At 67.9% G+C, this 26250-nt stretch carries 29 protein-coding genes; 24 read left to right on the forward strand and 5 right to left on the reverse strand.

All coding sequences use genetic code 11. The annotated features are described in order from the left end of the window. Window positions 1-253 precede the first annotated feature (253 nt). The gene (locus tag O7627_RS11845; RefSeq protein ID WP_278093549.1) at window positions 254-1150 is read left to right on the forward strand and encodes a hypothetical protein; all 897 of its coding nucleotides are present in this window, start codon (window positions 254-256) and stop codon (window positions 1148-1150) included. An 89-nt stretch (window positions 1151-1239) separates the two neighbouring features. Here O7627_RS11845 and O7627_RS11850 read toward each other — a convergent pair whose 3' ends face one another. The 4 genes from O7627_RS11850 to O7627_RS11865 form a co-directional block, all read right to left on the reverse strand. Continuing rightward, window positions 1240-1833, reverse strand: a complete 594-nt coding sequence (locus tag O7627_RS11850) for a flavoprotein (protein WP_278093550.1) — start codon at window positions 1831-1833, stop codon at window positions 1240-1242. Beyond that, complete coding sequence (locus O7627_RS11855; protein ID WP_347404652.1) at window positions 1830-3164, reverse strand: hypothetical protein; 1335 nt, start codon at window positions 3162-3164, stop codon at window positions 1830-1832. Before O7627_RS11855 ends, O7627_RS11850 begins: the two co-directional genes overlap by 4 nt. Before the next feature lie 277 nt (window positions 3165-3441). After that, the gene (locus O7627_RS11860) at window positions 3442-3642 is read right to left on the reverse strand and encodes a DUF397 domain-containing protein (RefSeq protein WP_278093552.1); all 201 of its coding nucleotides are present in this window, start codon (window positions 3640-3642) and stop codon (window positions 3442-3444) included. After that, on the reverse strand, window positions 3635-4510 hold the full coding sequence (locus O7627_RS11865; protein ID WP_278093553.1) for a helix-turn-helix transcriptional regulator: 876 nt from the start codon (window positions 4508-4510) through the stop codon (window positions 3635-3637). The genes O7627_RS11860 and O7627_RS11865 overlap by 8 nt, the downstream gene beginning before the upstream one ends. A 369-nt stretch (window positions 4511-4879) precedes the next feature. Between O7627_RS11865 and O7627_RS11870 the strand changes: the two genes are divergently transcribed. The 21 genes from O7627_RS11870 (at window position 4880) to O7627_RS11970 (ending at window position 22313) form a co-directional block, all read left to right on the forward strand. Next, on the forward strand, window positions 4880-5518 hold the full coding sequence (locus tag O7627_RS11870; protein WP_278093554.1) for a GPP34 family phosphoprotein: 639 nt from the start codon (window positions 4880-4882) through the stop codon (window positions 5516-5518). 44 nt (window positions 5519-5562) lie between these two features. Further along, complete coding sequence (locus tag O7627_RS11875; RefSeq protein ID WP_278093555.1) at window positions 5563-7095, forward strand: APC family permease; 1533 nt, start codon at window positions 5563-5565, stop codon at window positions 7093-7095. Next, on the forward strand, window positions 7092-7712 hold the full coding sequence (locus tag O7627_RS11880; protein ID WP_278093556.1) for a GNAT family N-acetyltransferase: 621 nt from the start codon (window positions 7092-7094) through the stop codon (window positions 7710-7712). Before O7627_RS11875 ends, O7627_RS11880 begins: the two co-directional genes overlap by 4 nt. A 299-nt stretch (window positions 7713-8011) precedes the next feature. After that, window positions 8012-8668 carry a TetR/AcrR family transcriptional regulator gene (locus O7627_RS11885; protein WP_278093557.1) on the forward strand — a complete coding sequence of 219 codons (657 nt, stop codon included), beginning with the start codon at window positions 8012-8014 and terminating at the stop codon, window positions 8666-8668. A gap of 463 nt (window positions 8669-9131) precedes the next feature. Beyond that, window positions 9132-9983: a DUF5753 domain-containing protein gene (locus O7627_RS11890; RefSeq protein ID WP_278098253.1), complete on the forward strand. Its 852-nt coding sequence runs from the start codon at window positions 9132-9134 to the stop codon at window positions 9981-9983. Window positions 9984-10153: 170 nt separating this feature from the next. Beyond that, window positions 10154-10789, forward strand: a complete 636-nt coding sequence (locus O7627_RS11895; protein WP_278093558.1) for a hypothetical protein — start codon at window positions 10154-10156, stop codon at window positions 10787-10789. A gap of 406 nt (window positions 10790-11195) precedes the next feature. After that, a complete protein-coding gene (locus O7627_RS11900; protein WP_278093559.1) occupies window positions 11196-11420 on the forward strand; it encodes a helix-turn-helix domain-containing protein in 225 nt (74 codons plus the stop codon). 133 nt (window positions 11421-11553) lie between these two features. Then, window positions 11554-12186 (forward strand): GTP cyclohydrolase I, encoded by a 633-nt coding sequence (gene folE / locus O7627_RS11905; protein WP_278093560.1) that lies wholly within the window; start codon window positions 11554-11556, stop codon window positions 12184-12186. After that, on the forward strand, window positions 12183-12926 hold the full coding sequence (gene queC, locus O7627_RS11910) for a 7-cyano-7-deazaguanine synthase QueC (protein ID WP_278093561.1): 744 nt from the start codon (window positions 12183-12185) through the stop codon (window positions 12924-12926). The genes folE and queC overlap by 4 nt, the downstream gene beginning before the upstream one ends. A gap of 3 nt (window positions 12927-12929) precedes the next feature. Next, window positions 12930-13319 (forward strand): 6-carboxytetrahydropterin synthase QueD, encoded by a 390-nt coding sequence (gene queD, locus O7627_RS11915; protein WP_278093562.1) that lies wholly within the window; start codon window positions 12930-12932, stop codon window positions 13317-13319. Then, window positions 13312-14022, forward strand: coding sequence for a 7-carboxy-7-deazaguanine synthase QueE (locus O7627_RS11920; RefSeq protein ID WP_278093563.1), 711 nt, complete (start codon window positions 13312-13314; stop codon window positions 14020-14022). Before queD ends, O7627_RS11920 begins: the two co-directional genes overlap by 8 nt. 163 nt (window positions 14023-14185) lie before the next feature. After that, window positions 14186-14971, forward strand: coding sequence for an RNA-directed DNA polymerase (Reverse transcriptase) (locus tag O7627_RS11925; RefSeq protein ID WP_278093564.1), 786 nt, complete (start codon window positions 14186-14188; stop codon window positions 14969-14971). 17 nt (window positions 14972-14988) lie between these two features. Further along, on the forward strand, window positions 14989-15564 hold the full coding sequence (locus O7627_RS11930; protein WP_278093565.1) for an SUMF1/EgtB/PvdO family nonheme iron enzyme: 576 nt from the start codon (window positions 14989-14991) through the stop codon (window positions 15562-15564). Then, window positions 15561-16064, forward strand: a complete 504-nt coding sequence (locus O7627_RS11935; protein ID WP_278093566.1) for a DUF6884 domain-containing protein — start codon at window positions 15561-15563, stop codon at window positions 16062-16064. Before O7627_RS11930 ends, O7627_RS11935 begins: the two co-directional genes overlap by 4 nt. Continuing rightward, window positions 16058-17098, forward strand: a complete 1041-nt coding sequence (locus tag O7627_RS11940; RefSeq protein ID WP_278098254.1) for a glycosyltransferase — start codon at window positions 16058-16060, stop codon at window positions 17096-17098. Before O7627_RS11935 ends, O7627_RS11940 begins: the two co-directional genes overlap by 7 nt. Continuing rightward, window positions 17095-18027: a radical SAM protein gene (locus O7627_RS11945; protein WP_278093567.1), complete on the forward strand. Its 933-nt coding sequence runs from the start codon at window positions 17095-17097 to the stop codon at window positions 18025-18027. The genes O7627_RS11940 and O7627_RS11945 overlap by 4 nt, the downstream gene beginning before the upstream one ends. Next, the gene (locus tag O7627_RS11950; protein WP_278093568.1) at window positions 18024-18599 is read left to right on the forward strand and encodes a phosphoribosyltransferase family protein; all 576 of its coding nucleotides are present in this window, start codon (window positions 18024-18026) and stop codon (window positions 18597-18599) included. The genes O7627_RS11945 and O7627_RS11950 overlap by 4 nt, the downstream gene beginning before the upstream one ends. Beyond that, complete coding sequence (locus O7627_RS11955) at window positions 18596-19696, forward strand: glycosyltransferase family 4 protein (protein WP_278093569.1); 1101 nt, start codon at window positions 18596-18598, stop codon at window positions 19694-19696. The genes O7627_RS11950 and O7627_RS11955 overlap by 4 nt, the downstream gene beginning before the upstream one ends. After that, window positions 19696-20607, forward strand: a complete 912-nt coding sequence (locus tag O7627_RS11960; protein ID WP_278093570.1) for a 5'-3' exonuclease H3TH domain-containing protein — start codon at window positions 19696-19698, stop codon at window positions 20605-20607. The genes O7627_RS11955 and O7627_RS11960 overlap by 1 nt, the downstream gene beginning before the upstream one ends. Window positions 20608-20630: 23 nt before the next feature. Next, complete coding sequence (locus O7627_RS11965) at window positions 20631-21218, forward strand: PIG-L deacetylase family protein (protein ID WP_278093571.1); 588 nt, start codon at window positions 20631-20633, stop codon at window positions 21216-21218. A gap of 759 nt (window positions 21219-21977) precedes the next feature. Continuing rightward, window positions 21978-22313 (forward strand): hypothetical protein, encoded by a 336-nt coding sequence (locus O7627_RS11970; RefSeq protein WP_278093572.1) that lies wholly within the window; start codon window positions 21978-21980, stop codon window positions 22311-22313. Window positions 22314-22932: 619 nt separating this feature from the next. On the opposite strand, the gene O7627_RS11975 is transcribed toward O7627_RS11970, so the two are convergent. After that, on the reverse strand, window positions 22933-23124 hold the full coding sequence (locus O7627_RS11975; protein ID WP_278093573.1) for a hypothetical protein: 192 nt from the start codon (window positions 23122-23124) through the stop codon (window positions 22933-22935). 400 nt (window positions 23125-23524) lie between these two features. On the opposite strand from O7627_RS11975, the gene O7627_RS11980 reads away from it, so the two are divergent. Beyond that, window positions 23525-23878 (forward strand): hypothetical protein, encoded by a 354-nt coding sequence (locus O7627_RS11980; RefSeq protein WP_278093574.1) that lies wholly within the window; start codon window positions 23525-23527, stop codon window positions 23876-23878. Next, window positions 23875-25287, forward strand: coding sequence for a caspase family protein (locus O7627_RS11985; protein ID WP_278093575.1), 1413 nt, complete (start codon window positions 23875-23877; stop codon window positions 25285-25287). The genes O7627_RS11980 and O7627_RS11985 overlap by 4 nt, the downstream gene beginning before the upstream one ends. Window positions 25288-26250 lie beyond the last annotated feature (963 nt).

Raw genomic sequence — 26250 nt, forward strand, 5'->3', positions numbered from 1 at the left:
GGACCGGATCAAGTGCCCGAAATGGCTCATTTAGGGCTTGCTGTGACATACGGCGGATGCTCCTGGAGGTCGACAGGAAGAGGGCCAGCGGCGGTGATGATCAATCATCGCCGTAACACCGCTGGCCCGGCGGTCGAGACCGGCGCCTCGAGCACCACCCAGAGTCGAAGACCACCCTGTCCCACCGAAGGCGAAGATCAAGCGCTGCGACTGGCTGAACTCGCCGTTGTCTCCTCGTTGTACCGTCGCGCAGATGCCGAGTCATATACCGAGGCGCCTGCGCCACCAGATAGACAAGCAGGGATGGAAAAAGCAGCACACCAACATCCGCCTCCACGTCGAGGGTGGGGGCGCCGCTGTCTTCGGTGACGCGTCTACGATCAGCACCACCACGGTCAACTCGTCCGGCGAACGCGCGACACTTGCCGATGACGTGATGCCGGCAACGCTGACCACACTGCCGATCCTTGTCGTCATCCTCTTGCTGGCCTTGACCGATCAGACGATTCTGCTCCGATCCATCGTGCAAGAAGGCAACCCGCTGGGCCTTGCCGTCCAGTTCATGCCACTATTCTCGCCGACCATCGTGGCTTCTCTTGTCTATTTCGCGAAGGCTCGCGGATGGCTTCGCCTCAGTGCGGGCTGGACCAACCTGCTGGCGCTGGTGCCGGCCGGACTCCTGGGGTTGTTCGTGCCGCTGAACTATCTCGGACTGCAATTGGTCGTTTTCGGTGTCAGCCTCACCTGGTTGCGCGTACGGCATCGCCGTCCGCGCTGGCGGATCGTCGTCCTGGCGTTGGTGATTACCGGATCGTTGGCGGGGCTGGGCGCCGTAGCGGAGTGGAGGTGGCGTCGGATCGACCATTTCCCCAGGGTGGCTGTCGGCCGCATCGTCGATGGTCTAACTAGGATGAATGTGGACGATCGGCCACAAAGCCGCTCCGTTCTCGTTATCAGCGTGAACGATGCGTACGCCCTCGTCGCGTCACAGAGTTATCCGCCGACTGTGGAGGCCATCCCGGTCGAGACACTGCAAAAGGGTCGGGTCTGCCAGCTCAAGCCTCGCTGGAACCAGGTCAGCCTTATCAGACACCTGACCGGTGGCGCCGACGAGCTGGCCAACTCCGTCGAGGTCTGCATGAACCAGTAGCCCACGCGATGTGCGCCCGTGCGGATACAGGACGGCAGCGAACGTGCTTCCCCCATTCGGTGCGCGCCGTGGTTGGCGTTGAGGAACGGTCAAAGATCCACCTGAGGCATCGGCAGCTCACCTTGCACCTCCTGGCCCGGGCCGACGGATGCGCCTGTCGTGCATCGGACCTCGCGAAGGACGCCAGACACGATCTCCCACTGGAACGGTCCGTCGGGGGCGACCGGTCGCAGGGCATCGGTGGCGGTGAACCGGACGCCAGCGCGGGCGAGTAATTCGAGGTTGCGCTGAAAGGCTGGATGCGCGGCGAGCACAGCCTTGGCGTACGGCGAGGCGACGATCGGCGTGTTCGCTCCCAGCGCCTCGTTGAGAATGCCCAGCGCCGCCGTGTTGTTGATCCCAGCGGCCCACTGGTTGATCGTGTTGAAGGTCGCGGGCGCGACGACGATGGCGTCGGCTCTAGGCAAGGACTTCGACTCCTGCGGTCCACGGAGTTCGCGCTTGACCGGGTGACCCGTGGCCCGCTCGAGGGCTGCCGGTTCGATCCATGCGGTGGCAGCATCGGTCATGACCGGGTACACGTCCCAGCCGTCGTCTTGGAGCCGTTCAACCAACTCGGCTACCTCGGCGGCCGGCGGTGCCGCGCACACGACGAGCAGGACGACTTTGGCGGCATCGGTCATGAGTCCTGCACTCCGGCTCGGTGGGCCAGGGCTCGTAGCCCCGGCGTGTGGCTGCGGCGTTCCCGCCGAAGCAGCTTCGCGATGAGCTCAGCGGCGGTGGCGTTGAGCTTGATTGCCTCGGGTACGAGCCGCTCGTACTCCAATAGCTGGAGCATCGCCTGGGCGTCTGAACTGCCCGTAGCGCTGTGGGCTACGGCAAGGTCGAGGTGTACTCGGGCGCGTCGGCTGGTCAGCGCTGCTGGAAGCTGCGAGGTATCAAGCTGGTCGGCGTCGTGGAGCGCCTGCCGGTTGTCCTGTAAGGCGACGGCAACTGAGATTCGGTGGAGCTGGACGTTGGCCGGCCCGAAGGCGGTCCACAGCTCATTGCCGTTGCGGCCGAGTTGCTCGGCGGCTGATCCAGCGGCCTCTAGGTGGCGGTTCGCGCTACGGCCGTCACCCTGACGAGATGCCGCCACGGCTGCGTGTAGCAGGAGCGCTCCGTATGCCGATAGGTAGGAGGGCGTGCGATGTAGCTGATGTCGTGCGATGGCTTCAGCGGCAGCTACCGCTTCCTCTTCAGCATCCGCTGCGCGCCCGGGCTGCTTGGCGAGAGCGCACGCGGTCTGGTAGGCAGCGATAGCGGTCAGCGCGGGGTCAGCGGCGATCAGTCCGAAGCAACGGGCGCGATCCGCAGCTCTCCATGCGAGCTCGCCGTCGCCGAGCTTGGCGGCCAATTTCGACACCAGGAGGTATACACCGTTGACGGCTCGCGCGACCCTGGGGACATCCACGGTTTTGGGCTGCTCGGCGGCGAACAAGGCTTCGGCCCCGCCGATAAGGAGAGGCAGTTTACGCAGTTTGCTGTACCGAGCACCTTGGTAGGCGAGATTGCCGTGTCGCAGGGCAGCCTCTAGCTTGTCAATCGACAAGATGTCCTGCCCGCGATCTCGGGAAAGGACGCCCCGCCACAACCATGTTCGCCATCTGCTGGGAGAGTCGAAGCCTTCCTGCGTTTGTCCGAACCGGGATGAATTGGGCTCATGGTCGGTCCGCCAGCGAGTTAAAGCTGTCTCCGGGCGCTGTTGGTGGAGGGCTGGCCCCGCAGTTCCCGACTGCTCGCCGGAGTCAGCGTTGATGGGTCGGTCAATGTACAGCCCTAATGAGGTTTCGTCGGTTCGCAGGACCATACATAGCGCCCACCGGTAGTCCTCGTTGGGCCACCGGATTTCGCCGCGTTCGAGCGCGCCAATAGTCCTCTCGGTCAGCCCTGCCCAGCGGTTCCTACGACCTTGCTTAGCAAATCTTGAAGCCAGCTCTGCGTTACACACGTCGGCCAGCTCTTGGCGAGACATTGGGCGGCCGGACCCGGAAGGGGAGGTTAGTGCCTTGCGGGCAGCCCTGAGGCGGTTGTTCGGGACGATCTCCCTCCCCACAATCTGCCTCCAGGATTGGTCCATCGATGGCGCGCCGCACCGCACGCCCCGGCACTACGTTCCCACATCGTCCCAGTGCGCCCCTGCGCAGATCAAGCCGAGGACTTTGATCATCTTGCGGGCCTGGCGCACTGGTGTGTCCCGCTGGACGAAGCCTCCGATCCCGGAGAGCGGCCCTCGGCCCGCTCGCTGCCTGTTAAGCATCGACCTCGCCGTTGCGCAGACCCTCGATGAAGGCGGACCAGCTATCCGGGTCGAACACCAGGACGTTGCCGCGAGGGCTCTTGGAATCTCGGACACCGACGTGTAGGTCGGTGGTGGCTGCGACTTCGACGCAGTTGTCAGCACCGCCGCTTCGGGTGGATTTCAACCATGTGCCGAACTGCCGGTCATTCATCGTGAAGGTCCCTTCTGATCTTTTGGGCCGTCGCGGCGAGGAAGTCGAGGCTGTCTCCCGGCGCCATGGAAGCCTCCTGCAGTTTGGCGTACAAATCAAAGTATCGGTTAACGTCCGCCTCCTCTGTCAGCACGAGGTCGTCTGTGACCGTGTCGACCGCGACGACCACGGGGTCATGAGGGTCCGGGTATCGGTAGACGAAGAACGCTGAGCGAGGGACGGTGTAATGTCGGATCTTGGCTGATAACGGAAGTACTCGGATGGTTGTGGCACTGCGGTCGTGCCCGACGAGCGCAAGGTGGTCCAGCTGGTCGGCAACCACAGGCGCCGGTGCGGCGAAGCGGCGGATAGCCAGCTCGTCGATTATCACTTCATACCGTGGGCCGCCTGGCCGCTCCAGCATGCGTTGGCGCCCGGCGCGGGCTTCCAGCGCCCTTGCATGGCTGAAGGTGGCACCATCCGGACGATCGATCCGCACGCGCGCCTCGGTGTACGAAGTTATCTGCAACAGACCCGGCAGATAGACCATCTGGTACTCGCGGATCTCGCTCGCACCCGCCTCAAGGTTTGCGTATAGAGCTTGCCGGCTACCCATCTCGTCCGCGTACTTGGCCCACCACCCACGCTCCTGCGCCTCGCGGGCGATCAACATGATCTGCTGCCATCGCTGTTGGTTGACTCCGAACAGCTGGAGTATTCGCATGATCTCGTCGAGGTCAGGGGCAACATGTCCGTTCTCCAACCGCGAGATCCGTTGGCGTGCGACGCCGATCTCTACAGCGACGCGGGCCGACGAGTACCCGCGCTCGTCGCGCAGACGGATCAGCTCGGCCGCGAGCCGTCTGCGACGCACAAACGGACTGATCACGACGCACCTCCGAGAGCGGCCATCAACGGTGGTGGGCTTATGCGCCCGGGCACGGGGGAGCGTAACCCCGGTCTCCGCTGCAGCCCTGGGCGGACATTCACGGTCCGGCGACGAGGTGCTGGTCAGGGACATCTGAGCATCAGAACGGGCATCGGATCAGGCAGTAAACAGGGATTACCGCAGTTGTGGACTGTCCGTGATGGTGGACCTACCACAAGCCACTTGTCGATTCGCCCGCCGAGCGCTGGCGGACACGGCGGGCGCTTGAGGATCGCTCAGCACCGTCAGGAAGAACTCAGTCTCGGAACCGTTTGCGACAAGCACCAACGAAGTCTTATGACCACATCGAGATAGGTCGGGAGGTAGGCGATGGTGAGTTTGGCGTTGGCTGACCAGTTCTACCTTATCGGCCACCACGAAACCACAGGCCGCGGCCGACTGGCCACGCGGTGCCTCGGATTGGGATTGGCATCGGCTTTGCTGGGCGAGTTGCTCTACGCCGGCAACGTGTGGCTTCAGGATGGGAAACTTCGGCTGGTCGGCCGCACGGTGCCGCAGGACGCGTTGGCCCACGCGGTGTTCGATCAGCTCGCGGCTCAGCCGGGGCACTCGGACGTGCGTACGTGGGTGCAGTTCTTCAGCGGTTCCGCGTCCGGGCTGGTGGCGGAGCGCTTGTGGCGGGCCGGCTACTTGCGCCCGGAGAGCAGCCGCAGGTTCTTCGGGGGCAAGAGCGTGGTGTACGTGCCGGCGGACTCGAACCGGGCAGCGGTGCCGTCGGCGTTGCTGTCGATGAAGCTGCGTCGGCGGCATCCGCTTTACCCGGACGAGTCGTTCCTGGTGGGGCTGTGCATGGCGACCGGGTTGGACCGAATCCTGCTCGACGGCGTCCCGGCCGAGGTCCGCCGGTACGCCGACGAAGCGGTGGCCTCGGTATGGGTGCCGGCGTACGAACTCGTACGGGCGACGCAAGCTGCTGTCGGAGACGTGGTCCTCACTGCCCGTGGCTGAGCCCCACCCTTCCTCATTCTCTTTCCCCCTTGGAGGCGATCCTGATGGCGCTACCTCACCCACGGTTCGATCCGGTGACCGACCGGCTGGCGGCGGGCCGGTTGGGTGTGCCGGCGGTGGTGTTCTTCGTTATGTCGGCGGCGACGCCGTTGACGGTGGTGGCGGGGGTGGTGGCGACCGGGTACGCGACGACGGGGCTGATCGGTATTCCGTTGGCGTTCACGGTGGTTGGTGTGTTGTTGGCGGTGTTCGCGGTCGGGTTCGTGGCGATGGCCCGGTACATGGCTAACGCGGGCGCGTTCTACTCCTACATCGCGCAGGGAATCGGCCGGCCGGTGGGGGTGGGTGCGGCGTGGGTGGCGTTGGTGGCCTACAACCTGTTGCAGGTCGGCTTGTACGGGGCGGTCGGCGCGGCGGCGGGTCCGGTGATCGAGTCGTGGTTCGGGGTGTCGCTGTACTGGTGGCTGATTGCCCTGGTGGCGTGGGCGGTGACCGCGACGCTCGGGGTGTTGCGGGTGGAGGTCAACGGTCGGGTTCTGGCGGTGTTGCTGCTGGCCGAGGTGGCAGTGATCGTGGTGTTCAGCCTGGCCAGTCTCGCGCACCCGGCCGGCGGCACGATCGCACTGGATGGGCTGGTGCCGGGGAATCTGTTCGGGGCGGGTGTCGGGGCGGTTCTCGTGCTGGCGCTGCTGGGGTTTGTCGGGTTCGAGGCGGCGGTGGTGTTCGCTGAGGAGGCGAAGGACCCGAGCCGGACGATCCCGGCCGCGACGTTCATCGCGGTGGGCGTGACCGCCGTGCTGTACACGGTGGGTGCGTGGGCGATGGCGGTGGCAACCGGCCCGGACCGGATCGTGGCGCGGTCGCAGGACGAGTCCACCGGTCTGGTGTTCACCCTCGCCGGCGAGCACCTCGGTTCGCTGGCGGTGACGGTCGGGCTGGTGTTGTTCGCGACCTCGATCGCGGCGGCCCTGATCTCGTTTCACAACACGGTGGCCCGGTACATGTTCGCCCTGGGCCGGGAGCGGGTCCTGCCGGCCGGGCTCGGCCGCACGACGATGCGGGGGAATGCTCCGGCGGCGGCGTCGCTGGTGCAGTCGGGGATCGGCCTGGTGGTGATCGTGGTGGTGGCGGTCGGGGGGTGGGATCCGTTGGTGCACCTGTTCTTCTGGGCGGGTACCAGCGGCGGCCTCGGCGTCCTGTTGTTGATCACGGTGACGGCGGTGGCGGTGCTCGGGTTCTTCGCCCGGCACGTGCATGTGGAGACGGTGTGGCGGGCGCGGGTCGCCCCCGCCATCGCGTTGGCGGGGTTGGCCGGGGTGGTGGTGGTCGCGGTGGACACCTTCGGTGTCCTGCTCGGCGTACCGCCTGGCCATTGGCTGGCCACAGCGGTCCCGGCCGGGTATCTGCTGGTCGGCGTCGCCGGCACGCTGTGGGGGTGGTGGCTGCGCCATCGACGACCTGAGGTGTACGCGGCGATCGGGCGGGGAGCGAAGGCCGCCCTGCCAACCGGGAGGACTCCGAGGGCGACGGCCGGCACCCGCTACACCAGCTCCGTCCGGCGGGAGGTCAGCCGGTGACCACCGACCTTCTTCCCCGGGTCGTGGCGGGTGGGTGGAACGACCTCAACACCGCCGCCGAGCTGATCGCCGACGCGTTCACCCCCTTGGCCGTCGCCCGGTGGCTGGTGCCCGACCCGGGCCGCCGGACCCGGGTGCTGCGGGATCAGATGGCGATCCTGGCCGAGCATGCCCTGTTCCACGGCCGTGTCGATCTGCTCGCCGACTTCAGCGGGGTCGCGGTCTGGTTCGACCGCACCCGGCCGGTCGCCCCACCGCGCGACTACGACCGGCGGCTGCGGGCGGTCTGCGGCCCGGACACCGACCGGTTCACCACTCTGGACGCCCTGCTCGATGCCCACTATCCGCACGGGCAGGCGCACCACCACCTGGCGCTGCTCGCGGTCGCCCCGGATCTGCAGGGCACCGGCCGCGGTAGCGCGCTGCTGCGTCACGGGTACGCCGTCGCCGACCTGGCGGGTGTGCCCACCTGCCTGGACGCCAGCAGTGGGGGTAGTCGTGACCTCTATCTGCGGCACGGCTACGAGGCGGGTGAACCTTTCCACCTGCCCGACGGTCCGCCGTTGTGGCCGATGCGCCGTCCGCCCCGGCCGGTAGGCCGCGACCCGGGAAGCTGAATCACCTGCTCGACCCCGCCTCGACCGGCTGCAACTTTCGGGCAGGAAACGAGGTAGGGGAGCGGCGGCCCGCACCGCTCACGCCCCTCACGGGTGCGGGGTCCGCGCGCCGGTGGTGTGCCGCCGGACCTCCGGCCGGCGGCACACCACTCCCACCACCCCCGGCACCCGCAACCCTTGTTCGCCCTTCTAGAGCGGAGAATCGCGTGCAGCCGCACGTTCCTGACCACCTGCGGCCGACGAGGCCAGCCCAGGATCCACTGCGGCGGCGGCCGAGCCAGGAGCGCAGTTTCCTGCGCGTGCATCTGATCCTGGACGCCTGCGTGGAGTTGGCTGAAGAGGTCGGTTACGACGGGTTGAACACCAGGGTGATCGCCCAGCGGGCGGGGGTTTCCACCGGCTCGCTCTACCAGTTCTTTACCGACCTGCGGGCGATCCTGCGGGCAGCGCGTCGACGTAACACCCAGGTGTACCTGGATCGGCTCAGCGACCGGTTCGCCGCTGAGACACCTGCCCACTGGTGGGAGGGGGCCGAGGCTGCCCTCGACGAGTACATCGCCGTGCACCGCGATGTGCCCGGGGTTCGGATCCTGCGTTTCGGGGACGTGGGCGAGGCGGAGCTGCTCGCCGAGGAACGCGTCGACACCGGCGACCAGATCAGCAGGGAGTTGGCGCAACGGTTCGGAATCGACGACGCGGGCTTTCGACGCGCGGTGCAGATCGCGGTGGTGGCAGCCGACGCCCTGATCACCCTTGCCTTCCTCCGCAACCCCGACGGGGATGAAGTCCTCCTGGCCGAAGCCAAGGTGCTGTTCGACCTCTACCTGAGGCGGCACGGGACGCCACCCGGGCCGGCCGGTCGACCCGACGGTGCGGTACACCCGAGCGCACCCGACAGGCGAGGCGGCCGACCTAGGCAACAGGCAACCCCGATCCCCGCCGGTGGCCACCAATGACGACCTTCGACCCGTCGAACGGCCGCGGGCGAGCGATCCACGATCCGGGTCGGAGTCCGACAAGCCCGGTGGTGCTGGCCCTTGGAGGGTTCAGCGAGCACCACCGCTGGGACGGCAGCGTTGCAGCGCCGCCGCCCCACCCGCCCGCCGGCCACACCCCGGACTGCGCCCCCGGGGCACGGCCGGCGGGCGGGCACCAACCTCTCCACGGTTAGGAGCATTCAGTGACGACCGCACCGCCCTCACCGCCGGCACCAGCCTCCGCACCTGCAGTGGTCGAGTCACCGGCCTGTCTCGCGGCCACCGCCGCCGCCGTGAACGCCCTGCACACCCCGAACGAGGACGGCATGTGCGCCCAGTGCCTCGCCGAGGGACGACTCACGTTTTACCCGTGCAGCAGCCGCCGGTGGGCCGAGGCGGTCACTGCCGTTCCGGGTCTGCACGGGGTTGTTCGGTGACCGTGATGGGGCCCGCGACCGCCGGTCGACGCCTGCGCGTCACCCTGCGCACGATCCGCCTCGACGCGGGACTGCCGCTATCGACGGTCAGCGGGGACCTCGGCTGGCCGCCAGCACGGCTGCCCTCCATCGAAACGGGCGCGACCGCTATTGGGCTTGGCGCCCTGCGGATACTGCTCGCCCACTACCGTCTCACCGACACCGACCGCGTCGACCACCTCGTCGCCCTGCAACGGCTCGCCCGCAGGCGGCACTGGGCCGACACCTACCGCCACATCTACCCGCGCTCGTTCCTGGAGTTCCTCCGGTACGAGACCGACGCCCGCACCCTTCGGTGCGTCCACCCACGCGCGGTACCCGGACTCCTGCAGACCGAGGCGTACGCCCGCGCCATCATCCAATCCACCGCCCCGCACCCGATGTCCGACCGGGACGTCGAGGCGCGGGTGAAAGCGCGGATGCGACGCCAACACGCCATTCTCACCGGGAAGCGGCGCATCCAGGTCACGCTCACCGAACCGGCACTACGCCGCCCGGTCAGCACCGACCCTGCCGTCATGATCGGGCAGTTCGACCACCTGATCGCGCTCGCTCAACAGCCCTGGCTCGACCTCACCGTCCTACCCGCCGGCAGCGACACCGGCACGGGAGTCGGACCGTTCGTCATCCTGCACTTCAACTCCGACCAGGACCCGGACCTCGTCTACCTCGACGACGCCCCCACCGACACCGCCCTCAACGACAACCCCGACATCGTCAAGCGGTACCAGACAGCCTTCACCGGCCTACGCGCCTGCGACAGCAGCGACCGGCACGCGGCCACCCGGCTGGCCGACATCCGGAAACAGACCCGATGACACGCTTCGCCGAACCGGCCACCCGCGAGGCCGCAACCATGACCGCGAACGCCCCCGCACCTCCGACCCCCGCCGGTGTTCACGCCGTCCCCTACCGGCTACCGACCCCGCTGGCAGTCCGGCCCCCGGTCGCCTCCACGGGCCCTCACGCCCGCGCGCTTGCGGCCGGTTTGACAGCTGGGACCCGCAACGCGGTCGTGGAACGGGCCGCCCTGACCGCCGTCCACACCCGCGCCGCCGCCCGGCAGCTCCAGCAGCTCACCGGACACCTCACCGGCCCGCTCGACGCGGCGATCGACGCCTGCGAGCAGGCCGCCGACCACTGCGACCACCTGCATCACCTTCTCCACGCCCCGGACCGGCCCGCTCACCGGCTCATCCCGATCGCCGTGCTCAGTGCAGCCGTCACCGCCGTGACCCTCGGACTGCAGCATCGCCGGTCCCCGACGACCGTGGTCCTGGCCGTCGCCGCCGGCGCGGCATGCGCCCTGACCGCCGTCATCGGCAACCGACGCAGACCACGGCCACCCCGCGCCGCAACCACCCCCGCGCGCCAACCGCGAACCCCGACCCCGGCGGCTCTCGGCCGCTGGACCCGCGACCAGATCCGCGCGACAGCGATCCACCTAGAAGCCGCCGCCGGCCTCGTCGACCAGGTGACCACCCTGCTTTCAACCATCCACGCCCCAACACCGATGGACCTCGTCACCGACGAGGCCCACAGTCGGGCGGTCCGGATCCGGCTCCACCTGCACACCGCGTCGAACACGGTCCACCAGCTCGCCGCCGATCGGGAGGGTTGGTGACCACCATGACCAACCAACCGCCTCCCCGTCCCTGGGAATCTGCGTCAACCGGGCCGCTTCCTCCAGCGGATGCCAGGCCCGCCACCGTCGAGCCCGCCATCGGCCCAAACAAGGAGCAGACCGCACAACCAGCGCCGGGTGAGTCTCACCGGTCCCGGGGAGTGCTGCGTCCTGGTCAGCTCCTCGTCGGTCGAGCCGACTACGGACTCCGCCGGCTCCGCACCCACCACCGGGGAACAGAGCACCTGCTGTCAGCCCAGCCGTTCACCAAGCCCGCCCACATGACCCCCTCGAAGACCCGACCTGCTGCCTGGGCCGTGCCGATCCGCACGGTCTCGCATGCGACCAGCAACCCGAGCTTCCGAACACCCACACCCGCGCGCCGTGCCGAATTGACGGAGGACCAATGAGCAGAAACCAGCCACTCGAATCCCGCCGGCGGATCGTCGGCCCGGAACGCGCCGCGCTGACCAAGGACTTCCTCCGCCGCTACCAGCAGGACAAACACTCGATCCGCCAGATCGTGCGTGACACCGGCCGCTCCTACGGATTCGTACACCGAATCCTCGCTGAAGGCGGCGCGACCATGCGCACACGAGGCGGACCCCACCGGCGCCGGGCCGCCCAGTAGCCCCACCGCGTCTTCTCGCGTCCGGGTGGCCTCGGCTTCGCTCGGGCGCACGGACAACCACGAACAGTTCGACCTCGATACCGGTACTCCGCGGCGCGTGCCGTCGTGGACCTTTCGACTGAAGGGAAGGCCGATGAGTACTCAGCTTCTCGAACCTGGAGACGCGCGACCGCTATCGGATCGCAGCGCAGGGGTTATCAGCAGCGACGACGTTGTGGAACGCGCCGCTGCGGCGTTCCTGGCCTCGCTGGGGATGCGCCTGGACACCGAGTCGACGCGGCGTACGGCGGAGCGGATGGCCGCGGCGTACATCAGTTTGTTCACCTCGCGGCCGTTTGAGTTGACGACGTTCCCGAACGAGACCGCGCATCGTGATCTTGTGCTGGCGCGAGCGGTGCCGTTTGTGTCGGTGTGCGCCCACCACGTTGTGCCGTTCGTGGGGACCGCGCACGTGGGGTACCTGCCCAAGGATCGGATCGTCGGCTTGTCCAAGCTGGCACGGCTGGTGGACCACGTCGCCCGGGGCCCCCAGATTCAGGAGGAGATGACCCAGCAGATCGCCGGGTGGCTTGACGAGAACCTCGCCTCGCTGGGTGTCGGGGTGGTGGTTAAGGCGGAGCACCTGTGTATGACGCGCCGGGGCGTCAGGGCCCACGGCGCGACGACGGTGACGGTGGCGTGGCGCGGCCGGTTCGTCGACGACGCCGCGGCGCGGGCCGAGTTCCTGATCCTGGCGTCCGTCGATGATCCGGAGGTGTCCCGGTGACCGGCATCCCCGTACCGGGCGGTCCGGGTCTGGCGGGGAGCCATCCTCCGCCTCGGCACGCGGTCGTCATCGTGTCGGGTGGGCTGGACAGCACGGTGGTGACCTACTGGCTGCACCAGCTCGGGACCCGGTTGAGTCTGCTGTCGGTCGACTACGGGCAGCGGCATCGAATCGAGCTGGAGCACGCCCGCCGTACCGCCGCCGCTGTCGGCGCGGCTCACGATCTGGTGGACCTGTCCGGGATCGGCGCCGTGCTCACCGGGTCGGCCCTGACCGACGACGCCGTGGAAATGCCGGACGGGCACTACACGGACGCCTCGATGCGTTCCACCGTCGTGCCGAACCGCAACGCGACCATGCTCGACATCGCCGTTGCCGTGGCCGTGGCGCGTAGGGCTGACGCGGTTGTCTTCGGCGCTCACGCCGGTGACCATCCGATCTACCCCGACTGCCGGCCGGAGTTCGTGACCTCGTACGAGCGGACCGCCCGGACGGCCAACGAGGGATTCCTGGTCGACGGGTTCCGGGTGTTGGCGCCGTTCGCGGCGATGTCCAAGGCCGATATCGTCACCCTCGGCGCAACGCTCGGCGTGCCGTTCGCCGAGACGTGGTCCTGCTACCGGGGCGGCGAGCGCCACTGCGGGAGGTGCGGGACATGCGTGGAACGCCGGGAAGCGTTCGACCTGGCCGGGGTTCCCGATCCCACCCTCTACGTCGCCTCCGACCGTCGGGGGGTGTAGCGGGTGTTCCGGATCAGCAAGGAGTTCCGGTTCGAAGCGGCTCACTGGCTGCCGGATCTGCCCGAGGGGCACCAGTGCGGGCGGGTCCATGGCCACTCCTACACCGTTCGTATCCTGCTGGCCGCTGAGGTGCTGCGCCGGCCGGGGTTCGTCGCCGACTTCGCCGACCTGTCACTGGTGAAGGCGTACATCGACAGCACGCTCGACCACCGTTTCCTCAACGAGGTGCTCGACGTCGCCCCGACGAGCGAGCTGCTGGCCCGGCACTTCTACCACTGGTGCACGGCGAACCTGGTGTTGCCCGGCGGGGTGTGGGTGGAGTCGGTGCGGGTGTCGGAGACGCCCACGACGTACGCCGAGTACCTGCCAGCGTCAGGGGGCGGCGATGGTTGAGCGCGCCGCGCGGCCCCTGCTGGTCGCGGAGATGTTCGGGCCGACGGTGCAGGGGGAGGGGCCATCGACCGGGCAGCAGGCGGTGTTCGTCAGGCTGTCGCGCTGCAACCTGTCCTGCCCGCCCTGCGATACCCCGTTCACGTGGGACACCTCACGGTACGACCTCCGGACGGAAACCCAGCGGCTGCCGGGGGAGCAGGTCGTCGCGTGGGTGCTGGCCCAGACCGCCCCGCTGGTCGTGATCACCGGTGGGGAGCCACTGTTGCAGCAGGAGGTGCTTGTTCCCGTCGTCGCCAGCCTGACGGCCGCGGGTCGGCGGGTCGAGATCGAGACCAACGGCACCATCGCCCCGACGGCCAACCTCCAGCGGCTGGTCAGCGCCTTCAACGTCTCACCGAAGCTGGCAACCTTCGCCGCCGCCACCGATGACCACCGCCGCATCAACCCGACTGCGTTGGGCGCGTTGATGGCCGGCGGGAAGGCGGTGTTCAAGTTCGTCGTACACGGAACGGACGACCTGGCAGAGGTCGACCAGCTCTGCACCGCGTACGGGTTGGGTCCGGTCTGGGTGATGCCCGAGGGGACAACGGCGCAGCAGGTGGTCGCGGTGTCCCAAGCGGTCGCCAACGACGTGGTCCGACGCGGATGGAACCTCAGTAGTCGGCTGCACGTGCTGTGCTGGGGTGATCAACGTGGCCGGTGACCAGGAAGTCCGGGTGATCGGGCCTGGACGGGGCCGTCGTTCCCGCCCTGCTCGGCCGCGGGTGTGGGGTAGCGGCTCCGGTGACGCTGTGGCGGGCGGGATCGTTCCTGCCGTCCAGGCTGACCAAACGGTAGCGCACGGTGCGCCCGTAGCGCACTCCCTGATGCCGTACCTCCTCGACCAGCCGCACCTCGTCCGCGCCGCCCGCACCTGCATGAGACGCGGCGCGTCGCCCGGCGCAGACGGACTCACCTGGGGCCAGTACCGCAACGGCATGCACGCCCGCCTGACGGCGCTGGCGGACAGGCTCCGCCACCGGGTGTGGAAGCCGAGCCCACTGCGGACGGTGGACCTCACCACGTACACCGGCAAGACGTTCCCGGCCGTGATCCCGACGGTCGAGGACCGGATCGTCCATCGGGCGATGCGCGCGGCGCTCGAGCCCGTCCTGGAACGCCGGATGCTGGCCGACTGGGTCTCGGGATATCGGCCCGGACGCAATCGGATCACCGCCGTCCGCCAGGCCACCCACCACGTCAACGCCGGTAAACGGTGGGTCGCGGATATCGACGTTGCCGGCGCGTCCGAGGGCGGCACCGCCGACCAGTTCGTGGACTGGCTCGCCCCGCACGTCGCCGACGGCTCGTTCCTCGCCCTGTTCCGCACCGCGCTGGACGGCCTGCCCACCCCGTTGGCGCCGGGGTCCGGCCTGTGGCCGGTGCTGTTCCACCTGCGCCTGGCCCACGTCGACCAGCACCTGAACGTCCCGGTGGTGCGCTTCGCCGACAACTACACCGCGTTCACCCCCGACCGTGACGCGGCGCTGACCGCCTACCGCCAGATCACCGACGCGCTCGCCTCGACAGGGCTACGACCGAACACCCGCAAGAGCGCGGTACGGCCACCACACCTCGCGAACCCCGAAGACCTCTTCCTGATCGACGGCTGACACGCCTTGGAGAATCCATGATCGACAAGCTGGTGACGCCCCTGCGGTGGCGAGCCGTCGCAGGGGGGACCTGCCGCTACGGCGACACCCAACGGCCCCGCCTGGTCACGGACCTCCTCGTGACGATCACGCCGCTGACCCGCGGGCAACTCGGGTGGCCCACCTCGGCCCCGGACCTGCCGGTCACCGGCGTCGACTTCGCCGGGGCCACGGACCTCGCCGCGCAGCACGGCGGCCGGCTGCCCACCTCCACCGAGTGGGAATGGATCGCAGCCGGCGCCCAGCAACGCCGCTACCCGTGGGGCGACGAGCCCTGGACACCGGCGCGAGCGAACCTCACCAGCTCCGACACCTCACCGACCGGGCCGGTTCCGGTCCGCAGCCACCCCGACGGCGCCACGCCCGACGGCGTGCATGACCTGGCAGGCAACGTGTGGGAGTGGACCGCCACCCCCGTCATGGGGCAAGGACATGTGATCCGGGGCGGCTCCTACGCCTCCCGACCCCTCTACGCGCGCTGCACCTTCCTCAACGCCGCCCCGGACGACCTGCGCTCGCCCGGCATCGGTATCCGGCTGGTGAAGACCCCATGAAAGACACCACCCCGACCCAGAACCCGACCGTCACCGCTGCGCCGTTCGGCGCGGACCCGACGAGGCGACTCGTGATCGTCGGATGCAGCGCGGAAAAGCGCACCACAGGGCAGCCGCAACCCGCGCTGGACCTCTACGACGGAGGCTGCGTACCCCCGCTACGCGCGCGACTGGGCGACGCGCCGGCCAGGCGAGCGAGGATCCGCATCCTGTCCGCGCAACACGGACTCGTCACCGCCGACACCCCACTCGCCTGGTACGACCGACCACTCGACGCGCCACGCGCCGCCGAACTACGGTCCGCCGTCCGGCACCGCCTTGTTGCTGAATTCGACGTGGACGGCACCCCGGAGGAGATTCTGATCATCGCCGAGCCGCTCTACCTCGTACCGCTGGCCGACCTCCTCGCACTACCCGCACGACCACCTATCCACTGGATACCCGACCACGCCGACGGATGGCCGCACGCCGCCACGATCCTCGACCGGTGGGGATGGTGACCATGGGCCACACCCTCGCCGACGCGCTGCGCGAGCGCGGCAACGACTACCGACCCCACATCCAGCGGTTCACCGACCGCACCGCCCTCGACTGGCACGCCCTCACACCACCCGGGCCCGACCGGACCGCCCGCCTGTCCATCGTCATCCCCACCCACAACAACGCCCACAGCCTCGGTCCGGTCCTCGACGCGCTGGCCGCCGCGAACACCGCCGCCTCGGTCGAGGTGATCGTCGTTGACGACGCCTCCACCGACCACACGCCCGCGATCATCGCCGCGCACCACACCGTCGACACCGCCGTCAGGCTGCCCCACCAGGTCGGCGCCGCCACCGCCCGCAACCTCGGCATCGCGATCGCCGAAGGCGACACCATCGTGCACCTCGACGCCGACATGGTGCTGCCCGACCACGTCCTCGCCGACATCGGCGCACGCGCCGCAGACGATCTTGTCCTCGTCGGCTTTCGCCACAACATCGCCTACCAACCCGATGCCAGCGGCAGGCCAACACTGCCCCCGGGTGAACCCGACCTCGAACAAGACCACCGGGTCAACTGGCGCGCCCCCGCCAACCAGCCGATGTTCTACAGCGGCCAAACCTACACACGCCCCATCCACGGGCGTCCTCTCGACCACACCCGCGACTGGATCGACCTCGGCAACGCAGCCATCTACCACGACTGGGACCTACCCCGGATGGTCGTCACCGCACTCGTCGCTGTGCCCCGGGCGGTGGCACTCGACGTCGGCGGCTTCGACACCGGCTTCGGCATCGGCTGGAGCACCGAGGACACCCACCTCGGCGCGGCACTCATCGCCGCCGGCTGCACAGTCGTCCCCCTGCGCCAAGCCCGCGGCTACCACCTCGACCCACCCCACCCCGGCGACGCGTGGAAAGCCAAATTCGCCACCGCCGCGCCGCGCGTCGCGTACTACCGGCGGCTGCTGGCTCAGCCACCGCCAACCGGCCGCCGCGCCGCGTTCCGCGCCGCCACCCACCAGCTGCTCGCCCGGACCCGGAGGCTGCGATGAGGCGGACCTTCGGCGCCCACGGCCACCTCATCCACGACCCGGCAACCGGCCTCACCCACCGTGCACCCCGCCCGGCGCCACCCGGACGCCTCACCCTTGACGACCGCGACGTCACCACCTGGCCGATCGCCCCACCCGCAAAACAGAACCGGAGCACACCGCTGAGCATCTGCTGGTCCCCGCTGGTGCGCTGCAACCTGCACTGCCCCCAATGCCTCGACGACACCAGCCTCCCCGAAGCGGGCCGGCCGGAACGGCACCGCATTGCCGGTGTCCTCGCCGACGCTGACATCCTCGGCATCGACATCTCCGGCGGCGAACCACTCCTGCTACCCGATCTCGCCGACCTCGCCCGCACCGTGACCGCAGGCGGCAAAGCGGCGCTCTCGGTCACCACGAACGGCTGGCACCTCGCCCGCCGCGCCGACGAACTCGCCGAGGTCATCGACGCGATCCGGGTCAGCCTCGACGGCCCCGACCCGCACAGCCACGACACCATCCGCGGCGCGGGCAGCTTCACCCGCGCCATCGACGGCATCCACGCAGCTCGCGCCGCCGGCCTGACCGTACAGACACAGATGGTCCTCATGAACTCCACGAAGACACACGCGCAACGCGCGATCGACCTCGCCGCACACCTCGGCGTTGGGGGAGTGACCTTCCTGCAGATGCTCCCCATCGGCGCCGCAGCGGACCTGACCGCAGAGATGCTCACCGACGCGGAAGCGACCGACATCCTCAACCGCCTCGACGCCCCACCCGACCTGCGAGTACGCCTACGGAGCCGTGAGGCCGCCAGCGGGTTCACCGTCATCCGCGCCGACGGCCGCGTCTGGCGCAACTCCCCACACGCCGCGCAGATCACCGGCCTGCGCCCGCTACACCAGGCCACGGACCTCACCCTGACCGGGAAGGACGGATCAGCATGAACCACCACCCGGCCCACCCACAACGCGTCTTCGCCCATCAACGGATCCTGCGACTCACCCAGGACGTCTTCCAGCACGGCGCCCGGATGCTGGCCGAGGCCGCCACCGACCGGATCGGAAACATCACCGCCGTCGTCGGGATCGCCAACGGCGGCCTCACCCCGGCCGCCACCATCGCCCACGCCCTGCGGACACCGACCTACCAGGTCACAGCGAAGCACAACACCACCGACGACCCCTACCACCAAGCCACCGGAACGGTGAGCCACGACCTGCACCCGCTCGTCGTACGGCTACGCGGCCGACGGCTACACGGCAACGTCCTACTCGTCGACGACATCAGCGGCAGCGGAGCCACCTTCACCACGCTGCTACCCGCCCTCGCCCCGCACCTAGCCGCCACCTGCACCGTTCACACCGCAGCCCTCTGCCGCAACACCGGCTCCGACCACAACCCCCGCCTCTGGCTCTGGGACGTCAACGACTGGGTGCGCTTCCCATGGGAACACCCCATCCCGCACGGCCACCCGATCGAAGACCTCACCCTCCCGCACCGAGTACAACCCGCATGACCGCCATCGCCTTCGTCCTGGCGTCCTGGCGACCCGACGCCCCCGCCGGAATGGAACGCGCCGTCGCCGCCACCGCCGCCGGCCTCCGCGCCCTCGGACACCACCCCGTCATCATCACCGCCGACCCCACCGCCGGCACCAGCTACACCGGCATCCCGATAGCGCACATCAACGCCCTACACATCCCCACCCCGACCACCGACGACACCCTCCGCACCGCCATCAACCAAGCCGCCAAACCGCTACAACACGAACTACTCGCGATCTACAGCCGCCACCAGGTCGACATCGCCATCTACGTCGACGGGCTCTGGGGACTCGGCCGGGTCATGCCCACCAACGCCCCCAGCCGCCGGATCCTCGCTATCCACGTCGTCGGCCACGACGCCGACCTCCACGCCGCGCTCGCCCGCCACCCCACCGCGGTCATCGCCCCGTCCACCGTCGTCCTGCACCGCGCCACAGCCCGGGGCTACGACACCACACGATGGCGAGTCGTCCCCAACCCGCTGCTGACCGACCCCGCCGCCCCCGACACCGAACACCGCGAACACCTCCGCCAACAAGCCCCGATCAAGATCCTCGCCCGACTCGGACCCGAGAAAGGCGTCCACGAACTCCTCACCGCCACGCCCCCCATCCACCGGCCCACTCACGTCGCCCTCGCCGACGCCGGATTCGAACCGCAAGCCGGAGACCAGACCCGTCTCCTGCAAGCCTGCCGCGCCGAAGCGGCCACACACCGCCAGCTCACGATCCTTCCCGGCCTACCATGGCGCTCAACAGCAGGCTGGCTCGCCGACGCCAGCGCCGTCATCGTCCCCTCCCTGGCCGAAACATTCGGCCTGGTCGCCCTCGAAGCCCTCTCCGGCGGCACACCCGTCATCGCCTACGACGTGGACAACCTGCCCGCACTCATCGGACAAGGCGGAGTCGTCGTACCCCGCCCACACGGACCAGGAGCACTGTGGCGAGCCGCCCACGATCTGCTCGCAGACCCGGTAACGTACGGCCGAACCTCACGGGCCGGCTACTACCTTTCGCGGGACTATCGGCCCGCCCAGATCGCTGACCTGCTCGTGAAGGTGGTGAGCTGATGGGCGGTCACCCGCGCATCCAGCAACACATGCTCCCGATAGCCGACGCCGCACCCCCAGACGACCGACCGCCGCCGCTGCTCCTCGTCGACGGCCACAACCTCCTCTGGGGAGCCACCTTCGGCTTCCCCGCCCCGATCTACTCCCGCGACAAAACCCGCACCCTCACCGGCCTGTTCGCGTTCTTCGCGCTGCTACGCGTCGCCGTACGCAACGAGGTACCCGGCGGCCGACCCGAGATCATCGTCGTCTTCGACGGCGAACACGGCAGCACTGCACGCAAAGCAGAACACGACGGCTACAAGGCAAACCGACCCACCGACGCCGCAGCCCTCGAACCACTCCAATACCTGCCCGACGTCCGCCGAGGCCTCGACAACCACGGCATCAAATGGATCGAAATCGACCACGAGGAAGCCGACGACGTGATCGCCACCCTCGTCGCCGCCACACCACCTCCGCGACCCGTGCTGATCATGTCCCGAGACCGTGACTACTACCAGCTCGTTACCGAACGCGTCCTCGTCCTCAACACCAGATTCCGCGCCGGCAAGCGCCATGTTGACCCGGCCCAGGTGTACGAACGGCACCAGGTCACACCCGCCCAATGGGCCGACTTCCGCGCCCTAGCCGGCGACCCCGCCGACGAAATCCCCGGCATCCCCGGCATCGGCGCCAAAACCGCAGCAACGCTCCTCACGGACGGCCTCACCCTCGACGACCTACCTCAATCCGGACGCCTCACTACCGGACGCGGCCGAACCGTCGCCGCACAACTCGACATCGCCATCAAATGGCGCACCATGATCCGCCTCAACCCCACCGTAGCCCTACCACTAATCCCGACCGCCATACCAAGCCCGGCACTGCCGGCACCCGCCCAGATCGTGGAAGAACTCGGCCTGTGGTAGCCGCCCCGTCCATTATGACCATCATGGCCCACGCCGACGACGCCGAACTGTGGGCAGGAGGAACTCTTGCGCGCCACGCCCGAGACGGCTGGGAGATTACCATCGTCACGCCCCGCCATGACGAAACACGCGACGACGAAGCCGAGGCAGGAGCCACGGTTCTCGGCGCCCAACTCCGTCAACTCGACTACCTAACCATCGAGGCCATCCAGACAGTCCTGAAAGAAAGTCAACCCGCTGTGGTGATCACTCACCCAACAGACGACATACACCCCGAGCATCAGCACGCCGCCCACGCTGTGCTCGCAGCAATCCCCGAGATCGTGATTTCTGCCGGCCGCCCACAACGCCTATATACCTCTGACGGCTACAACAACCTCAACAGACTCGGCCATCCCCTTTACCTACCCGCCATCATCGATATCACCGAGACATTCGAAATCAAAATGCGTGCATTACGATGCCATCGGTCTCAACCGATCAATGAACACTTCGGCCCCATGACTGAGGCGCTCGGTAGGTTGCACGGACAGCGGATAGGCGTCCGGCATGCCGAAGCATTCCGGCCAATTCCGATTCTCGGCCGCCTGTTCCCGGCCATCGGTCTCTAGTTGTTCTAACGCGAATTGTCACCGGCGCCGAAATTCCATACCATGTTTTGCTCCGCAGTCGAACCACCTCCGATCGCGGAAACGGCCAACAGTCGACGGAGTCGAATTGCTCAACATCGCGTTAGTCCGGTCACTCGGTACCGGTACTGCGGCAGCGAGATCCCCCCAGGCCCTGGGCGGCATCGAACTACGCCTCACGGCGGTCGTGGAGGGGCCCGCTGCGGGGTCCGGCGCGGCGGTTCGGCGAGCGGCCTGGGGAAAACGGACCAGGGCAATCCCTACACCACGGCCCAGGCCGACTCAACCAAACGGCTATCTCTACTCGGGTCTACCGGATAGGCGATATGTTGCCGACGGACATGGTGTCCGTCTCGGTTGCCCCAAGTTGATCAAAAAATATATGAATGAAAGTCGCATAGAAAGCCCAGGGTTTTGTGGCTAAGTCCGTTGCGTAACCAGAGTGCCGATCGTGTCGTTAGAGGGAGGTAGCGTACAGACCTCTATGGAGATCATCGATGACCCCCTGCGTTTGTACCCCCATCACCCCGATCCAGAGGTCGAGAGGGTGTTCGCGATCCTGTACGTCCGTGGGTTCACCTTCGAAGTTCACTCGAAGAGCTGCGACGTGATCTGCCCATGCAAGGAGCACTCTCGGCAGGCCCACTTCAAACCCACCAATCCTTTGGACTACGGCCAGCAATTGTTGAGGTGGGCACGGAAACTCCGGTGTTGGCCAGAAATGAGGGACGGGAAACTGTCATGCGGGTTCGCGTCACGTTGCAGGTCGCCCCGAGCGATCGGCCCGAGGGGCGAATACCCGCAGACCGGCTCCGGAAAGAAGCCAACCGCATCCTGGAGGCGCTACTCCTCGCAGAGGAGGCAGGGGATCTTGAAAACGTCTCCACCGAGACCGATGCATCAGAAAGTTCGATCACGGCTGAAGCGGCCATCCCGCCTGCAACCGACATAGAGGTTGCGAGCGAACTCCTTACTTCGCTGTTGTTGGAGGCGGCGGTCGCCCCTGACGGAGACGCACAAGTTGCATGCCAGCTAACTTACGAGGTGCGCGGTTCGGAGACTGAGGTATTGGAGTGAACGCTTGTCCCGCGAGACGTGCCCAGCGCCACTCCTCCATCCAGTCCTGCACTGCGGCGCGGTCGGCCAGGGCTCGAAGCCCTGGCGCGTAGCTGCGACGTTCCCGTCGAAACAGCTTTGCGATAGCCCTGCGCTGGCGGCGTTGAGCTTGATCGCCTCTGGTACGAGTCGCTCATACTCCAAGAGCTGGAGCATCGGCTGTCGGCCCAGACGCTTACAGGAACGGCGCTCGCGTCGCAGCCGTCCGCAGCGGGGTCGGGTCACTCGCCGTGTGCCAAAACTGCACGGGCCGGTCACCGGGACGTCGTCGTCAGCCCATTCCATGAGAACGAAGTCGTTCTCCCCGATGTTGACTCCCGTCGCGTTCCGGCCCCGACGTTCCGCAATACGTATAGTTGTCCGGCGACATAGTTGATGCGCCATGCGACTTGTGGTGGCGGAGGAGGGATGGCGGACTCGGCGGCTTCCGCTTGCCGTACGGCGGCCCGGGCGGACAGTTCGGCGGCAAGTGGCTGCGCGCCGTGCTTCCCTGAGTGAGCGGTTCGACACGATCAGGGCGGCGATTGAGACGACGACCGAGGCTGCGACCCGACTGAGGCGGCGATGTCTCCTCCGTCCATCACGGCTCGACACGCGCTTCGGTGGCCTCGGCGGCGGCGAGCCGGGCGACCTGGTCCAAGGTGAGTCGGGGTACGCCGTCCTCGCCGGCCAGGGCGGGCCAAGCGGTACTGAAGGTGCCGCGCTCCTGGGCGTAAAGCGCACTGGTCAGACGGGTCTGAATGCGGGTGGCGAGGTCCTCTGTGGCGGCCATGGTGTTGAGGGTACGACCGGACACGCCGGTCGGTGTGTCCCCCAGGGATGACCCGCGCGACTGATGATGTCGTGGCCCTTGGCGGTCTCCCGCTCCGGGTTCTACCCCCTGGGCCCGCGCCCGGCCGGACTAGGGCTGCGATGACCCTCGGCCACGGCGCCGCCGGTTCGGTCAGCAGGGACCGAGTTCGCCGCCGACAAACCCCGGCTTCACTTCCCGTGGAGTGAACGCACTCCAGGCAACGAGACAGCAACCAGCCGATCAACAGCATCCTCACCCCCCCGGGTGTGCCCGAAGCGCTGTGGGGTCGGTGATGATCACATCGAGAGTCGCTAGAGTCGCGGTTGCCTCGCGCCGTGCCTAGCTGACGGAATTGGTGGTCTCGATGGATCAGGTTCACATGTCTGTACTCGTGGTGTGCGCCGGTCTCGATGCCGACGGTGTGGCAGAACTAGTTTCTGAGCTGCAACGGGAGGTGCTCGCCACCGACGTGGACAACGCTGAGTTGGCTGACTCTGGGACGGCTCCGGAGGGCGCGAAGTCCGGCGGCCTGGTCGCGTTCGGGGCGTTGGCGATCACTTTGGCGCCGATGGTGGTAGAGAGTCTCATGGGGGTCATCGCCTCGTGGTTGAGCCGTCAGCCATCCGACGTTGAGGTCGAGATCGGTGGCAACCGGTTTCGCGGGCGGGTGTCGAAAGCACAACGCGACGAGCTCGTGAGCGCTTTCCTGCGCAGCGTGAACGATGCGTCATGAGGGAGAGATCCCGGCGGCGCAGGGCGTTGCTGATCGGATGCGGCACGTTCGCCGACGACTCTCTGGCGCAGCTGCGGTCGCCTCGGCACGATGTCGAAGAGCTGGGCCGGGTTCTGCACGAAGCCGGGTACACCGAGGTGTCGCCCCGGGTGGACTGCACCGCGCGCGAGGCGCAACGCGCCATTGAGGAGTTCCTGCAACAGGCACGCGTCGATGACGCCCTCAATGTCTTGTACTTCTCCTCTCACGGGCTGCCGGACAGGCACGGCAAGCTCTACTTCGCGTTCTCCGACACCGAAAAGCAGTATCCGAGCGCGACCGCGGTTGCTGCCGAGTGGGTACGTGACCGCGTCTATGACAGCCGTTCCAAATCTACGGTGGTGCTGGTCGACTGCTGCTTCAGCGGTGGCTTCATCGCCGGTATGCAAGCCCGGACCACCGTAGAGCCCGACGTCGATGTCCTCGTCCGGGGCCTGCCAGAAGGCAGCGGGGTCGCGGTGCTGACGGCGTCCGGCGAGCGGGAGGCCAGCTTTGAGGACGTCAACTCAGCAATCATCCGGCCGTCCTACTTCACCGAAGCCGTCGTCGCGGGCATCGGGACAGGCGCGGCCGACCTTGACCGGGACGGCCGGATCACCGTCGACGAACTCTACGAGTACGTCTACCACCGTGTGGTGAGCGGGCCATCACCGCAGCGCCCTCGGAAGCTTGGCATGGGCGAAGGTTCGTTGGTTGTAGCCGACACCACGGCGATCGCCGCACCAGTCGGCCCATCACCCGTACCGCAGGCGAGCCCGCCGCCCATACCGCAGGTGAGCCGTCCGGCAGCCGACGCCGAGACCAAGCCGTTGCGGGCGCGAGGTGTGCTCGGCTACGCAGCCTTCGACGGGCAGTGGATCACTATCGGCAAGAACGGTATGGGTCCCGCCCTCAAGGGCGAACGGCAACTGCACATCAGCGAAGTAGCCGCGGTGGCGCTCAAACCGGCAACCATGCTCCACTACGGCTACCTGCAAATAATCCAGAAAGGCGTCGAGCCGGCGCCGATCAGCCGCTACGGGCCAGGCGCCGGACGGCCCCCGATGGACGATCGGGCCTCAGTATCGTTTGCCCGGGCCGTGAACGATCAGATGCGACAGATCCGAGACGCGATCGAGGCGGCCATCGGCGTCCCGCCCGAACCACCCGACCTGGCCGAACGTAATCACAGCAGCTGGGCGGCCTTCGGACGTGGCCTACTCTGGACCCTAGGAATCGTGGCAGCGATCCTCGAAGTAGTGGTAGTCGCCATTACTGTCACCGGGAGCTGGGAAGACCAGAGTGCAGGCACTGCCATCGTGGGAAACCTGCTCTCCGGCTTCGCGGTTCTAGTTATCGGCCGCGTACTGTACGTCAACTACCGCCGGTGACCGATATACACAGTGCAGGCCATCAACCGCATGCCCTCGGGCCATACCTCAGCGAGGGTGAGCAGTCCAGCGACCTCAGCGACGTGGACGCCGCGGCGGACCTGGCCGCCGAGGGTCAACGCCGCCTCGGACAGCACAGCCACGTGGCCGACGGCCGTGTTGGAGCCCGAGTTCCCAGGCCGCAGCACCTAGAGGATCTCGCCGGGGTCCGCGCAGGACACGACAATCGGGCGCAGCCCGAACACGTGCTTCTTGTTACGTGCCCGTGGCGCCTTTCCGTGTCGGAATGCGACTCCACCAGCGAGGCGTCCACGTCGAGCACGATCCAGCCGGTCCAGTCCTGCTCGGCCACCCGCAGCCACGGGAATCCGCCGGGCCGGGCAGCCAGCCTGGTACACGTCGCCCGCCGGTGGGCAGGGCGGGCCTTCGCGACCAGGGCCAGGGCGGCCCGCGTCGAGTTCGGTCAGCGCCGCCACGTGGTCGGGGTCGAGGCTATCTGACCCAGCACCGCCCGCGAGGCCGACAGCAGGTTCGTGGCCCCGGCCACCGACACCGCGCCCACCCAGCACCACCGCCACGTAAACGAGGACCTGGCCACGGTCGTGGCCGGAGACGAAGTCCGGCCTCAGACGCCCCAACGCCGTTGACAACCCCGAGCGCAGCCCAGACCCGATCAGCCAAAGGTCGCAGCAACGGGCGCCGACCGCGCAGATCAGCCCAGACGCCCCGGTGGTTAACGTCAGCCCGCGGAGACCGTTACTCACTGCTGCCACCGGATGTGAGCCAGGGCGGTTGTTCTTACAGACCCCATCGGTGATCTATTGCTTGATGACCTGCCCGTCTTCGGGCTCGGCTTCGCCTCCGTAGGTCCAGCGAGGGTGGCTGGAGTACCGGCTCGGTCGAGGTTGGGTGGCTTTGAGAGATTTATGTTCCTGGGCGCTGTTGCGATGCGTGGCGGTCTGC

It is taken from the genome of Solwaraspora sp. WMMD1047, assembly GCF_029626155.1.
Taxonomy (GTDB): Bacteria; Actinomycetota; Actinomycetes; order Mycobacteriales; family Micromonosporaceae; genus WMMD1047.

Coding starts and splice junctions, on each gene's coding strand:
- O7627_RS11925 (WP_278093564.1), top strand. CDS start 14,186: ATGCCGTACCTCCTCGACCAGCCGCACCTCGTCCGCGCCGCCCGCACC.
- O7627_RS11875 (WP_278093555.1), top strand. CDS start 5,563: ATGGCGCTACCTCACCCACGGTTCGATCCGGTGACCGACCGGCTGGCG.
- O7627_RS11985 (WP_278093575.1), top strand. CDS start 23,875: ATGAGGGAGAGATCCCGGCGGCGCAGGGCGTTGCTGATCGGATGCGGC.
- O7627_RS11845 (WP_278093549.1), top strand. CDS start 254: ATGCCGAGTCATATACCGAGGCGCCTGCGCCACCAGATAGACAAGCAG.
- O7627_RS11850 (WP_278093550.1), bottom strand. CDS start 1,833: ATGACCGATGCCGCCAAAGTCGTCCTGCTCGTCGTGTGCGCGGCACCG.
- O7627_RS11975 (WP_278093573.1), bottom strand. CDS start 23,124: ATGGCCGCCACAGAGGACCTCGCCACCCGCATTCAGACCCGTCTGACC.
- O7627_RS11870 (WP_278093554.1), top strand. CDS start 4,880: ATGGTGAGTTTGGCGTTGGCTGACCAGTTCTACCTTATCGGCCACCAC.
- O7627_RS11980 (WP_278093574.1), top strand. CDS start 23,525: ATGTCTGTACTCGTGGTGTGCGCCGGTCTCGATGCCGACGGTGTGGCA.
- O7627_RS11890 (WP_278098253.1), top strand. CDS start 9,132: ATGGGGCCCGCGACCGCCGGTCGACGCCTGCGCGTCACCCTGCGCACG.
- O7627_RS11950 (WP_278093568.1), top strand. CDS start 18,024: ATGAACCACCACCCGGCCCACCCACAACGCGTCTTCGCCCATCAACGG.
- O7627_RS11940 (WP_278098254.1), top strand. CDS start 16,058: ATGGTGACCATGGGCCACACCCTCGCCGACGCGCTGCGCGAGCGCGGC.
- O7627_RS11930 (WP_278093565.1), top strand. CDS start 14,989: ATGATCGACAAGCTGGTGACGCCCCTGCGGTGGCGAGCCGTCGCAGGG.
- O7627_RS11935 (WP_278093566.1), top strand. CDS start 15,561: ATGAAAGACACCACCCCGACCCAGAACCCGACCGTCACCGCTGCGCCG.
- O7627_RS11920 (WP_278093563.1), top strand. CDS start 13,312: ATGGTTGAGCGCGCCGCGCGGCCCCTGCTGGTCGCGGAGATGTTCGGG.
- O7627_RS11855 (WP_347404652.1), bottom strand. CDS start 3,164: ATGTCTCGCCAAGAGCTGGCCGACGTGTGTAACGCAGAGCTGGCTTCA.
- O7627_RS11960 (WP_278093570.1), top strand. CDS start 19,696: ATGGGCGGTCACCCGCGCATCCAGCAACACATGCTCCCGATAGCCGAC.
- O7627_RS11955 (WP_278093569.1), top strand. CDS start 18,596: ATGACCGCCATCGCCTTCGTCCTGGCGTCCTGGCGACCCGACGCCCCC.
- folE (WP_278093560.1), top strand. CDS start 11,554: ATGAGTACTCAGCTTCTCGAACCTGGAGACGCGCGACCGCTATCGGAT.
- O7627_RS11970 (WP_278093572.1), top strand. CDS start 21,978: ATGCGGGTTCGCGTCACGTTGCAGGTCGCCCCGAGCGATCGGCCCGAG.
- O7627_RS11945 (WP_278093567.1), top strand. CDS start 17,095: ATGAGGCGGACCTTCGGCGCCCACGGCCACCTCATCCACGACCCGGCA.
- O7627_RS11860 (WP_278093552.1), bottom strand. CDS start 3,642: ATGAATGACCGGCAGTTCGGCACATGGTTGAAATCCACCCGAAGCGGC.
- O7627_RS11965 (WP_278093571.1), top strand. CDS start 20,631: ATGGCCCACGCCGACGACGCCGAACTGTGGGCAGGAGGAACTCTTGCG.
- O7627_RS11900 (WP_278093559.1), top strand. CDS start 11,196: ATGAGCAGAAACCAGCCACTCGAATCCCGCCGGCGGATCGTCGGCCCG.